Annotated in this window: 10 protein-coding genes and 3 pseudogenes; 10 read left to right on the top strand and 3 right to left on the bottom strand. The window is 71.7% G+C overall.

Annotated features, from left to right (window positions below; translation table 11 throughout):
* The 4 genes and pseudogenes from ABZS54_RS38970 to ABZS54_RS38955 all read left to right on the top strand — a co-directional run.
* Positions 1 to 599 (top strand): annotated as a pseudogene (locus ABZS54_RS38970) (TniB family NTP-binding protein); the annotation flags it as partial.
* Entirely contained in the window at positions 596 to 1462 is an 867-nt protein-coding gene (locus ABZS54_RS38965) for a TniQ family protein (RefSeq protein ID WP_355546983.1), read from the top strand. The pseudogene ABZS54_RS38970 and the gene ABZS54_RS38965, both read left to right, overlap by 4 nt.
* Before the next feature lie 916 nt (positions 1463 to 2378).
* Complete coding sequence (locus ABZS54_RS38960) at positions 2379 to 3848, top strand: AAA family ATPase (protein WP_355546981.1); 1470 nt, start codon at positions 2379 to 2381, stop codon at positions 3846 to 3848.
* Positions 3849 to 3980: 132 nt separating this feature from the next.
* The gene (locus ABZS54_RS38955; RefSeq protein WP_355546985.1) at positions 3981 to 4361 is read left to right on the top strand and encodes a hypothetical protein; all 381 of its coding nucleotides are present in this window, start codon (positions 3981 to 3983) and stop codon (positions 4359 to 4361) included.
* On the opposite strand, the pseudogene ABZS54_RS38950 reads toward ABZS54_RS38955, so the two are convergent.
* Positions 4354 to 4521 (bottom strand): annotated as a pseudogene (locus tag ABZS54_RS38950) (transposase); the annotation flags it as partial. The gene ABZS54_RS38955 and the pseudogene ABZS54_RS38950 sit on opposite strands and share 8 nt — an antisense overlap.
* 229 nt (positions 4522 to 4750) lie before the next feature.
* Entirely contained in the window at positions 4751 to 4954 is a 204-nt protein-coding gene (locus tag ABZS54_RS38945; protein WP_355546979.1) for a hypothetical protein, read from the bottom strand.
* A 393-nt stretch (positions 4955 to 5347) separates the two neighbouring features.
* Here ABZS54_RS38945 and ABZS54_RS38940 point away from each other — a divergent pair.
* Together ABZS54_RS38940 and ABZS54_RS38935 are read left to right on the top strand one after the other, a co-directional pair.
* A pseudogene (locus ABZS54_RS38940) lies at positions 5348 to 6334 on the top strand (ISL3 family transposase); the annotation flags it as partial.
* 523 nt (positions 6335 to 6857) lie between these two features.
* The gene (locus tag ABZS54_RS38935; RefSeq protein WP_355546977.1) at positions 6858 to 7874 is read left to right on the top strand and encodes an XdhC family protein; all 1017 of its coding nucleotides are present in this window, start codon (positions 6858 to 6860) and stop codon (positions 7872 to 7874) included.
* Between the two features lie 45 nt (positions 7875 to 7919).
* Here the strand turns inward: ABZS54_RS38935 and ABZS54_RS38930 are convergent, their stop codons facing one another.
* On the bottom strand, positions 7920 to 8813 hold the full coding sequence (locus ABZS54_RS38930; protein ID WP_355546975.1) for an AraC family transcriptional regulator: 894 nt from the start codon (positions 8811 to 8813) through the stop codon (positions 7920 to 7922).
* A gap of 164 nt (positions 8814 to 8977) precedes the next feature.
* Between ABZS54_RS38930 and ABZS54_RS38925 the strand changes: the two genes are divergently transcribed.
* The 4 genes from ABZS54_RS38925 to ABZS54_RS38910 all read left to right on the top strand — a co-directional run.
* Positions 8978 to 9283 carry an antibiotic biosynthesis monooxygenase gene (locus tag ABZS54_RS38925; RefSeq protein ID WP_355546973.1) on the top strand — a complete coding sequence of 102 codons (306 nt, stop codon included), beginning with the start codon at positions 8978 to 8980 and terminating at the stop codon, positions 9281 to 9283.
* Positions 9284 to 9371: 88 nt separating this feature from the next.
* A complete protein-coding gene (locus ABZS54_RS38920) occupies positions 9372 to 10379 on the top strand; it encodes an alpha/beta hydrolase (RefSeq protein WP_355546971.1) in 1008 nt (335 codons plus the stop codon).
* 282 nt (positions 10380 to 10661) lie between these two features.
* The gene (locus ABZS54_RS38915; RefSeq protein WP_355546969.1) at positions 10662 to 11222 is read left to right on the top strand and encodes a 2Fe-2S iron-sulfur cluster-binding protein; all 561 of its coding nucleotides are present in this window, start codon (positions 10662 to 10664) and stop codon (positions 11220 to 11222) included.
* On the top strand, positions 11219 to 12073 hold an 855-nt coding region (locus ABZS54_RS38910), incomplete at its 3' end, for an FAD binding domain-containing protein (RefSeq protein WP_355546967.1). The genes ABZS54_RS38915 and ABZS54_RS38910, both read left to right, overlap by 4 nt.

Here is a 12073-nt window from a genome sequence, read left to right as displayed (position 1 = left end):
CACCGACCGGATGACCCAGGCGCAGATCACCAACGCCGTCTGCCACGTGTATGGCGAGGCGGGGGTGCGACCGGTGATGATCGACGAGATCCACCACCTCAACCCCCGCACCACCACCGGCGCGGAGACCGCCGACCTGTTGAAGGACCTGACCGAGCGCATCGGCGCGACGTTCGTGTACACGGGCATCGACATGGCCGCCACGGCTTTGTTCACCGGGGTGCGCGGGGCGCAACTCGCGGGTCGGGCCGCGTTGATCGACTGCGGGGCGTTCCCCGCCCGGCTGGGCGGGGCGGAACCGTTCCTGGACCTGGTCACCGCGATGGACAACGCCCTCGACCTACGCGCCCATCGGGCGGGAACGCTGCCCCGGCTGGCGTCGTATCCCCCACGCCCGCACCGCCGGACGCATCGGCAGCCTGGCCCGGCTCATCCGCCAGGCCGCGATCGCAGCGATCCTCGACGGCACCGAACGCATCGCCCGAGGCGGCCTGGACACCGTGCGGCTCGACCACCTCGCCGAGGAACACCACCGGCCCCGCAACCCCGCCCGGGCGCGCACACCGCCCACCCGCGCGACGGCGCCACGCGTGCCGTGAACGCGAACGCAAAGACACGCGGGAGCGGAAAGGCGCGTGGTGGGAGGGGACGCGAAGGTGACGGGAGCGGCGGGGAGCACCTCGGTGCGGGCCCGACGTGGCGATACCCGCAACTGTCGCCCTCGGGTGTCCTGCGGATCGCACCCGTGGCGTTCGAGTCGACCGCCTCATATCTGGGGCGCCTCGCGGACGCCTACCGCATGGGCGTGGCGCAGTTGCTGGACGGCCTCGGGGTGGAACTCGACGGCCCGGGATGGCGGACGGGACCGGGACCGGCGGCGCCCCGCATCGAGATCCGCCTCGACACCGAGGCGCTACACCGCCTGGCCGCGTTCACCCGGATCCCCCACAACCACCTGGCACACGCCCTTCCGCGTCTGATCACCACGCCCGTACCGCCCTGCGCCCGCCCCGCAGAGCCGAGGCGGCCGGCACCGACGACGCGGTGGGGCCGACCGGCATCGACGAGGAAGACGCGACGCGGACGCGGACGGCCGGCGCGCGGGTACGCGTCCTGGACACCGACGAACAAGGCGTCCGGGCCTGCCCGATGTGCGTACGACGCCGCACCTGCGGGGCGGGCGACGTGGCGTGGACGTACCCGCCCGCGGACCGCATGTGGTGCCCGCGCCACCGATATCGGGCGAGCGAGGTCCGGTTGCCGGGTCCCCTCGACACGGGTGGGCTCCCCGAGATCGACCTCGCGTATCGGGCCCACCGACGCCTCGCACGACGCAACGACGGCGTGGCCGCGCATACCTGGGCGGCGGCGGTCACCACCCGCTGGTACGACCGCGGACGCCACATGGCGCGGCGCTGGCAGGGGCGGTTGGGCCGGCTCACCGCGGGCAACCCCGCCCTGACCGCGACCCGCGGGGGCGTCTCGGTTGTTCTCCTGGCCCGCGCCGTCGTCACCTATCCCGAAACCGTCGCCCTCGCCCGCGCGTTGGTCACACTCCCCCGGGCAATCTCCCGGAACACACACCGCAGGCCGGGCCACACACGGCAACACACGAGCCCTGGAACACATCGCCGACCACCTCGAACTCCCCCGCCTGCTCGTCCCGCCCGACGACCTCCTCTGGGCACGGCTCCACCACTACAACCCGGCCTGACCCGCTGCCCGGGAACCATCACCGAACCCACGAAACACCAGGCCACAACGCCGATCAGGCCTGCGGACACCCACCTCGGGCGTCCCACACCGACACCCCGAAACCCCCGCAAAAACCCGCGGCTACCTTACGACGCATCGATACATCACCAAGAAAGCAAAGATCGTTCTCACGAAACTACGAGACCCCAGGCCACCACACCCGAACCCGCCCCGAGAAACCCCCGCCACCACAACCCGAAACCACCAACCCACCCGCTGGATTCTCAACCAACACCCGAAACCCCAAACCAGCCACCGCCCCCACCCCCCACTTCAATGCTCCGCCACATGGGGCCGGGAGGAGGACGAGGTCGCCGGATGGGGCACGGCGGGGACGCCGCAAGGCATGTGGCGGGTGGCCGACGCCGTGGTGGGGCCGGCGGCGTTCGGGTGTTGCCTGTGTACGGCGCGGCGTACCGGCGCGCCGGTACGGGTGGTTCGGTACACGGCGCGGTGGCAGCGGGTGTGCGAGCGGCACGCGCGGTGGGGATCGGCCTCTTCCTTGGTTCCGGTCTCGCTGCGGACATGACACCCCGGCCACACCATTACCAGCACACCGGCCGGCACCACCGGAACACATCGCAAGGAGTACACTCCTTAGAAGTGTGATCCTAAGGAGTGTCATGCAGAAGCCGGAACACGTGTTCGATCGTGCGGTGGAATGGCGGGCGCTCGCGTCGTTCGCGACCCGAGCTTCGCGTCATGCGTTGTTGGGGGTGGTCAGCGGGCGTCGGCGGATGGGGAAGACGTATCTGCTTCGGGCGTTGACGGAGCAGTGCGGTGGGTTCTACTTCGGCGCGACGACGGCGACGGCGGGTGAGTCCCTGCGGCAGTTCGGCGCCGCGCTCGCCGAGCACACCGGGGCGCCGGCGCCGTTCTCCTTCGCCACGTGGGACGACGCGGTGACCTTCCTGTTCGGTCTGGCCGATCCGGCCCGGGGAGAGGGTCCGCAAGTGATCGTCCTGGACGAATTTCCGTACCTGGCGAAGGTGGCGCCGGAGCTGCCGTCGCTGCTGCAGCGTGAGATCGACCGCTTCCAGACCCGGCCCAGCAGGATGCGCATGCTGTTGTGCGGGTCGGCGATGTCGGTGATGGGCGGCCTGCTGGCGGGTTCGGCGCCTCTGCGCGGGCGGGCGCAACTGGAGCTGGTGGTGCGGCCGTTCGACCACCGTGCCGCCGCCGAGTTCTGGGAAGTCGCCGACCAGCCGGAACTGGCGGTGAGGCTGGGGGCGGTCCTGGGCGGAACGCCCGCGTACCGGCGGCAGTTCCTCGCCGACGATGTCCCCGCCACGTTGGCGGACTTCGACGACTGGGTGTGCCGTGCGGTGATGTCCCCGCTCAGCCCGCTGTTTCGGGAAGCGCGGTACCTGCTGGCCGAGGAGACCGACATCCGCGACACCTCGCTCTACCACTCCGTCCTGGCCGCGGTCGCGGAGGGCAATCACACCCGCGGCGGGATCGCCGGGTTCATCGGGCGCAAGGCGGTGGACATCTCCCACCCGCTCAACGTGCTCGAGGACGCCCACCTCCTCACCCGGGACATGGACGTCTTCCGGCAGGGCAAGTCCCGGTACCGCATCGTCGAACCCCTCATCACCTTCTACGAGGCGATCATGCGCCCCGCCTGGGGACGCCTGGAACTCGGCCAGGCCGATCGGGTCTGGGCCGCTTCCCGAGAACGCTTCGCGGCCCAAGTGGCCGGCCCCCACTTCGAGGCCTTGTGCCGCGATCACCTCCTCGGCCCCGGCGCCGATCTCGCCGGCGCGCCCCTGGGGCACGTCGGCGCCGGAGTGGTCACCGACCCGTCCTCCCGCACCTCCGTCGAGATCGACGCCGCGGTCGTCGAGGCCAGCACCGGTGCCCACCCGCCCCGGGTCGCGCTCCTGGGCGAAGTCAAATGGGGAACCACGATCGGGCTGCCCCACCTCGAACGCCTCACCCGGGCCCGCGACGTCCTCACCGGCCGCGGACTGGAAACCGCCGGATGCCTCCTCGCGTGCTTCAGCGCCATAGGCTTCACCGACCACCTTCGCCGCGAAGCCGACACCCGCGACGACATCCGCCTGATCGGCCTCGACGAGTTGTACGCCTGATCCCAGCCGGGCCGAACCAGCCGTCACGGACCGAATCGCAACAGAGGCGCCTAACGCCGTGTACGGCGTCGCGGTGTGATCCCGTTCTCCGTGTCTTGTTCGGTCATGTGTGCCTCGCCCACGAGCGGGCCCATGCCGGGGGCGGGCACGGACGATAGCCGCGGACATGGTCAACCGCGCGCCGTGGTATTCGTCTTCTTCGCGGATGGGCACAGTCTTGACGGTGACCGAGTCGAAGACCGTGCCGTCGTCGACGTCGGCGGCCGCGATCGCAGCGACCCTTCGGGCGATCTCGGCCTCGTCGTCGGAGAACGCGCGGCTCGGGACGTCGATGTCGCGGGTGGTGCGGCGGGCATCGAAACGCGCGAGGGCCGCTTCCCCGATCTGGTCGACACCCTGCGCCGGGTTCACGTCCCCGCGGCCTGGCCCGACGCCGCGCAGTTCCTGGAGCGGGCGAGGCGGGGTCGCCGGCCAGCGACCCCGGACCGGTGGCCGTACGGGCGCGGGCCGTGAGTTCGCGGTGGACTGCGGAGGCATTGCCGCGCCGGTACGCCGGCAACACCCGGATGGGCGGGGTGATCTCGAACCGGTCGCCGCGGCGGGCTCCCGGGGAGGCTGCGGTTTCGGGTGTGGTCGTGGCATCGGCCAACCAACGCCATACGGGGCGCTCCGACCCCGGGCATTGCGCCGTCGTACGGACGTGGCCGGTGGTGAGCTCACGCCGGGAACGCAGGCCCGGAAGGCTTCTCACGGCCGGCGCCCGCAATGCCGTCCGCGAGACGGCGTCGAGCCCTGGTGAGGCAGCGGGGGCGGGGCGGGTCTCGTCGGCCGGCGGGTGGGTGTCTTTCGAGCCCATGTCTCGTCCTTCGATCGCGGATGGCGGTACGCGGCGCGGCGTGTCGTCACAAGGGCGGGCCCAGGCGGGAGCAGGCCCGGGCCGGCAGGGCGCGGTCCACGTTCCTGCCGGGTTCGCGGTGGCGGGCCGCGTACAGGTGGGACGTGATCTTCGCCCAGGTACGGAAGTTCCCCCGCGCGTGCGTCGTGTCGCTGTGGAGGAGGTCCTCGTCTGCCACGGCATCCCACAGCGGGTGGAACAGGCGCAGCACGCCCGGGACTTGAGAAGCGTCCGGACGCGGCACCTGCTGCCGGGGTGAGGGTCCTGAACGCACTGACGCCCCGCCGCGTTTGCTGAGGCACTCCGTCGGTGTCGGTCAGGGTGGTCCAACGGCCCGGCCGGGTCCCGTGTAGAGGCATGCGCCTGCCCGGCGGGGCGGTTTTCGCCCCGCCGGTACGACATCCGGTTCACAGCGCAGATGAGCTCGGATCCGCCGTGCACCACCCGCTGCACGCACCTGCCCGGGTAGCCCCGGGATCCTCGTGGCGACCGCCGGAGCCAGCCGATACACCAAGAACCGGGCTCTGTTCCGTAGTCGGTGGTGACGTTGGGTGCCCGATTGTGATCATGGGGCGTGCATGATGCGAACACGCTTGTGGGTACGGTGTTTTCAGGGCTCTCGGCGCTGGTCATCGAGGATGTAGTGGACGGCGGTGAGGTGGTCCGGATCACGGCCCGGACCCGCGATGTCCTCGTCCCCTGTCCGGTGTGTGGGGTGCCGACGGGGAAGGTACACGGGTATCACGGCCGGACGGTGCGGGATGTACCGGTCGACGGCCGCCCGGTCGTGGGCCGGGTGAGGATACGGCGGCCGGCCTGTCCGGCCCTGGGCTGCTGTCGACGGACATTCCGCGAACAGGTTCCCGGGCTCCTGGAGCGCCATCAGCGTCGCACTGCACGTCTGAACGGCCAACTATCCGCAGTGGTCAAGGAGTTATGCGGCCGGGCGTCCGCCCGGCTCACCCGGCCGCCGACGGTGCCCGTCTCGTACGCCACCGCCCTGCGGCTGCTGCGGCGCATCCCCCTGCCAACAGTGCGGATTCCGCGGGTGGCCGGGGTCGACGAATTCGCCCTGCGGCGCCGACACCGCCACGCCACGATCATCATCGACGCCGAGACCGGCCAGCGGATCGAGGTACTGGCCGACCGCGAGGCCGCCACCCTGGAAAGCTGGCTGCGCGAGCATCCCGGCATCGAGGCCGTGTTCCGGGACGGATCGCCCACCTACGCCGAAGCGATCCGACGGGCCCTGCCCGACGCGATCCAGATCAGCGACCGCTGGCACCTCTGGCACAACCTGTGCGACAAAGTCCTGGCCGAAGTCCGCGCCCACACCCTCTGCTCGGCCACCGTCAATCCTCCCCGCCCTGGTGGCACCCGCGAGCAGACCACCCGCGAATGCTGGCACCAAGTCCACCAACTCCTCGGCCAGGGCGTCGGCCTGCTCGACTGCTCCCGCCGCCTGGACCCGGCCCTGAACACCGTCAAACGCTACGCCCGCATCCCCGAACCGACGACCCTGCGCATCGCCCCGCAATACCGGCCCACCCTCGTCGACCCCTACCGCGACCACCTGCGCCGACGGCGCGCGGCAAGGGCAGGGCACGGCTGGATTTGTCCACGAGTTCGAGTGGCAGATGCCGATGACCCGCGGCCTTCGACATCCAAGTCGACCCTGCGTACGGGCTCGGGGCCGGCCGGGCCGGATTGAGTGACCACTCCCACTGCGGTGTTGGCCCAGACGTCGGGTGCCGTCAACGAACGTGTCGGGGCCCAAGCAACGGGGCGTCACCGGGTGGCGGCCGCAAGGGCGGCGAGGGCAGCGGTCGTCGTTGCGAGGGTGATCGTGGCGGCGAATGTACACGAAGTACCCCCACCTGGACGGCGCATGCGTAACGCAGGCTCTCGACGAGCGCGTGCCGGCCCCTCTCGCGTCGGACGCCCGTCCAAGCCTCGAACGAAATCGGGCTACCTCGGGCAGTCCCTCCCGCGCACCGTCGCTCTGGTCGGCGGGCGGCGCGATTGGGCAAGGTCTCGCGACGATTACCCGAGGACTCCCTTCGGCGGTCTTGCTCTGATGGACGCGGGCCTCGCGCCGTCGGCCGCAGGCCGCGATGGCACGGCGACTGCGATATGTACGGGGGTGTGCGGTGCTGCACGAGGTTTGGCCGTTCGTGGAGGAGCACGGTCGGCGAGGAGTCCCGGTGGTAATCGCCCGGCTGGTGGGGCGCGACGGTCCCGGTTCCCGGCCGCTGGGGGCCGCCATGGCAGTGGCCTCCGACGGGCAGTGGCGCGGCTCGGTCTCCGGCGGGTGCGTCGAAGGGATGGTCCTCGACGTGGCCCGGGCCGTGCTCGCCGGGGCACCTGCCCGCCTGATCGATGTGCTGCCGGGCGGCGACTTGCTGCCGTGGGAGGAGGGACCGGCATGTGTGGGCGCGTTGCGCGTCCTGGTGACGCCGGCGCCGCCGGCTGCGGTGGCTGCGGCTATCACCCGGGCGGTGGCGGACGGGCTGCCGCTCGCGGTCGGGGTGGGCCTTCGCGCTCCGCACATGTGGGTGTCCGCCGGTTCGCGAGACGAACTGGACGTGTGCGGAGGGTTGTTCATTGAAGAGCTGGTCCCGCGTGCTCGGCTCGTACTGGTGGGAGCGACCGATCTCGCCGCCGCGCTGGCGCGGTCGGCGGAGCCGCTGCGGCGCGCGGTTGTGGTGTTGGATCCGCGTCCCGACCACGTCGCCTCGGGTGCGTTTCCCGCCGACGCGCTGGTCGTTCGCGCGTGGCCGGACGCCTGGCTGGCCGGCCATCCGCTCGGCGCGGACGACGCGCTGGTCGTGCTGAGTCACGATCCGCGGATCGACGACCGGGCACTGCGCGCGGCGCTGGGCGGCCGAGCAGGGTTCGTGGGTGCGCTGGGCAGCCGCGCCACGCATGCCGGACGGCTGCGCCGCCTGTACGGGACGCCGGGCCTGGAGCGCCTGATAGGCCCGGTGGGCCTGGACATCGGCGGGGTCTCGACGGCGGAGACCGCCTTGTCGATCCTCGCGCAGGTGGTGGCGTCGGAGCACGGCCGCGGCGGGATGCCGCTCAGTTCGGGGCGTACCGCCATCCACGCGGAGCTGACCGGGGGACGCTGAACGGCGCGCGACGAGACTGCGTGCCGCCGCGTCGACGGGACGGCATCAGCCCGCCACCGTCGGGTCCTCGGCGCGCATGCGCATCGCGTCCTGGCTCGGCGGAAGTCCGAACTGGCGGCGGTACTCGCGGCTGAACTGCGAGGGGCTGTCGTAGCCGACGCGGCGGCTGATGCCGGTGATGTCGCCTGGCCGGGCGACGAGTTGGATGCGTGCCGCCTGGAGTCTGATCTGCTTCTGGAACTGGATCGGGCTCATCGCGGTGACCGCCTGGAAGCTGCGGTGGAACGCGGAGACGCTCATTCCCGCCTCGCGTGCGACGTCCTCGACGCGGAAGGACTCGGCGAAGTTGGAGCGGATCCACCGGACCGAACGGGCGATGCACGTGAGGCTGCTGTCGGCGAGCCCCAACTGCCTGACCGTGGACCCTTGTTCCCCGACGATCAGATGCCACAGGATCTCGCGCACGACCAGCGGCGCCAGCACGGCGCGGTCGCGCGGCCGGTCCAAAAGGCGCAGCAGTCGGAGCACGGCGTCGAGGAGTTCGGGCGGCGCGGTGCTGACGGCCATGCCGGACGGGGTGCCCGATGCGGGCGGCAGGTCGCCGGGCGCGGATTGGAGCAGGAGTTCGGCGATGGCGGTGGGCCGGAGGTCCAGGCCGATACCGAGTGCGGGTTCGTCCGCATCGGCCTGCGTGAAGTGGCCGGTGATCGGCATGTCCACCGAGGTCACCAGGTACTGGCCCGCGCCGTACTCGTAGATCCGGTCGCCGAGGGCGATGTGCTTGGCGCCTTGGACGATCAGCGCCATGACCACGCCGGACGTCTCCGGGCCGGGCGGTGAGGTCCGGGTGACCTTGGCGATCCGGAAGCCGTCGACGCTGGTTGCCGCGTCGGGCCGTACGTGCCGTTCGATCAGCGCGCGCATCTCCTCAAGGCTCATGCGCGCAGTGAACCAGCGGCAACCGTCTTTCTGCCAGAAGCCGGAGAGGATCAAGCAAGTATCCGAGGCCATCGTTCTAACGTTTGCGCAGGTCAGGCTGCTTCGATGAAGAAGTCCGAAACATCCGGGCGAGACGATCGCTTCAGTCCATCGAGGAGACCTCCATGACCGTGACCCACGGCTTCCACGCCACCATGACCGCGCTGCCGGGGAAGGGCGACGAGCTGGTCGCGTTCCTGCTGGCCGCTCCGTCGCTGCCGTCCGCCGACTGCGTCGTCTTCCTCGTCGGGCGCTCGGCCGCGGATCCCGACACGGTCCATGTGACCGAGGGCTGGACGAGCGAGGCGGCGCACGCGGCGTTCTTCGCGACCGACGAAGCGGCCGCCCTCGTCGCCCGGTTGCAGCCGCTGCTGGCCGATGAGCCGCAGTACGCCGACGTGGTGCCGGTCGGCGGCAAGGCCGCGTTCTGAACCGATGTGCACGCCTCCGGTCCACCGCCTCGGACAAGCACCGATTCCCGCCTCCCGTACCAGCCGACTCTCCGGAAGGACACTTGCCATGACCTCGGCACGCCCCGAGATCGACCCCGAACTGCACTCCCTGCTCAACGGATTGCCGCTCGGCACCACCTTGGACCACGCCCTCCTGCCGACGATGCGGCAGTTCGCCGCCGCGTCTCCCGACACTCTCCTGGACGGCCGTGCCGTGACCCGGCGCGACCTGGCGGCCGTCCACCCGGACGGGACACCCATCCCCTTGACCGTGCTGAGCCCTGATTCCGACACCGCGTCCGGCGCGGCCGGTCCGGGGGCGGCCGGCGCACCGTGCGTGTTCTGGATCCACGGCGGCGGCATGGTGATGGGCAACCGCTTCTCCCAGCTCGACATCCCGCTGGACTGGCTCGACGCGTTCGGCGCCGTGGTGGTGACCGTGGAGTACCGCCTGGCTCCCGAGGCCGGGGGCGCGACGCTGGTCGAGGACTGCTACCACGGCCTTCGCTGGGTGGCCGAGCACGCCGCCGAACTGGGGGTCGATCCGGACCGCATCATCGTGGCCGGCGCCAGTGCGGGCGGCGGCCTGGCGGCCGGCGCGGTGCTGATGGCACGCGACCTGGCCGGGCCGCGGGTCGCCGCGCAGATCCTGGTCTGCCCGATGCTCGACCACCGCAACTCGACCGCGTCCAGCCGCCAGTTCTCCGGTATTCCGGGTGTGTGGACAGCCGAGATGAACGCCTTCGGGTGGGCCGGCGTGCTCGCCGGTCTCGGTCGCGGCGCGGTACCTCCGTACGTGTCGCCGGCCCTGGCCGACGACCTGTCCGCACTGCCGCCGACGTACATCGACGCGGGCTCGGCGGAAGTCTTCCGCGACGAGGACGCCGCCTACGTACACGCCATCTGGGCGGCCGGCGGCGAGGCCGAACTACACATCTGGCAGGGCGGGTTCCACGGCTTCGACGCCCTGTTCCCGCAGGCCCACCTCGCCGTGGCCGCGCGGCGGACGCGTACGGACTGGCTCGCCCGGATCCTCACCCGGAGCGCGGTCCGCATCGCGTCGGCGCAGGCCTGACGGCACGCCCCGGCGCACCGTCCTCGCGCGGCTCGGTCGAACCGCCTTGCGCCGGCCGAGGGCGCGTACCACGGCGACAGGAATGGGCAAGAGAGCGCCTGCTTTGCCCAAACCAGCCCTGCCGTCGGGCTGGTTGCATGGACACGCCGCCCGCGCACCGCCCGCCGGACGACCGGAAGCGACGTGCTGCGCCGGCGCCTCCGGGCCCGCGCTCCGGTGTCGTACCGAGCATCTCGGGGCCGGCCCGAGAAGACCCGGCCCTGCCCGCACGAAAGGAACCGCATGCCCGACCGGACCAGCAGCGACATCGTGCTGCACGTCAACGGCGACACACGGAAGCTGACCGTCGACCATCGCAGGACACTGCTCGACGCCCTCCGGGACGACCTGGGCCTCACCGGCACGAAAAGGGGCTGCGACCGCGGACAGTGCGGCGCATGCACGGTCCTGCTGGACGGGCGTCGCGTGGTCTCCTGTCTCACCCTGGCCGTGGCTGCCGACGCCGCCCAGGTGACGACCGTCGAGGGCTTGGCCACCGACGGCGAACTGAACGCGATGCAAGAGGCGTTCGTTCGCCTCGACGGACTCCAGTGCGGCTTTTGCACGCCCGGGCAGCTGTGTTCCGCGGCCGGGATGCTCGCCGAGCACGCGGCGGGGATGCCCAGTGCGGCCACCGCCCCGGACGCGATGGCCGGCCCGGCCGGAGGCCCGCTCGACGCCGCGGAGGTCCGCGAGCGGATGAGCGGCAACTTGTGCAGGTGCGGCGCCTACCCGCAGATCGTCCGCGCCATTCTGGAGACGGCCGTGTGCGCCTCGGAGGTCCGCGAGGAGGCTCGGGCATGAAGGAGTTCGGGTATCTCCGCCCCGCCGACGTACACGGCGCGCTCTCCGCGGTCGCCGGCCGCACCGACGTGCGCTACCTCGCCGGCGGCACCAACCTGGTCGACCTGATGAAGGACGGTGTGCAGTCCGCCGCCACACTGGTGGACGTACGGGCTCTGCCGCTCTCCGAGGTGGCCGACGGCCCCGACGGCGGCTTGGTCATCGGCGCCACCACGACCAACAGCGACGCCGCCGCACACCCGGAGGTCCGGCGGCGCTACCCGGCGCTGAGCCAGGCGATCCTGGCCGGCGCCTCCGGCCAGCTGCGCAACATGGCCACCGTCGGCGGCAACCTGCTCCAGCGCACCCGGTGCGGCTACTTCGCCGACGTCTCCCAGCCGTGCAACAAGCGCCTGCCCGGCAGCGGCTGCCCGGCGATCTCCGGCGAGCACCACAACCACGCGATCCTCGACACGTCGGCGCACTGTGCGGCCACGAACCCGTCGGACATGGCCGTGGCCTTGGTCCTGTTCGACGCCGTCGTCCGCTACGAGGCACTCGACGGTCCCGGCAGCATCCCGCTCACCGACTTCTACCTGCGGCCGGGTGCCACGCCCGAGCGCGAAACCGCGCTGCCGCCCGGGGCGCTGATCACCGCCGTCCTGCTCCCGGGCCCGGCCGCCGCACCACAATCCCGGTACCGCAAAGTCCGCGAACGCGCGTCCTATGCCTTCGCGACCGTGTCGGTCGCCGCGTCCCTCGACGTCCACGCAGGCACGGTACGGGACGTCCGGATCGCCCTCGGCGGCATCGCCGCCCGCCCGTGGCGGGCCCGCCGCGCCGAAGCCGCCCTGCTCGGCGCTCCCGCCACC

The sequence above is a fragment of the Embleya sp. NPDC005575 genome (genome assembly GCF_040605455.1).
In the GTDB taxonomy this organism is placed as follows: Bacteria; Actinomycetota; Actinomycetes; order Streptomycetales; family Streptomycetaceae; genus Embleya.
This window is presented reverse-complemented; position numbering and strand designations above follow the sequence as displayed.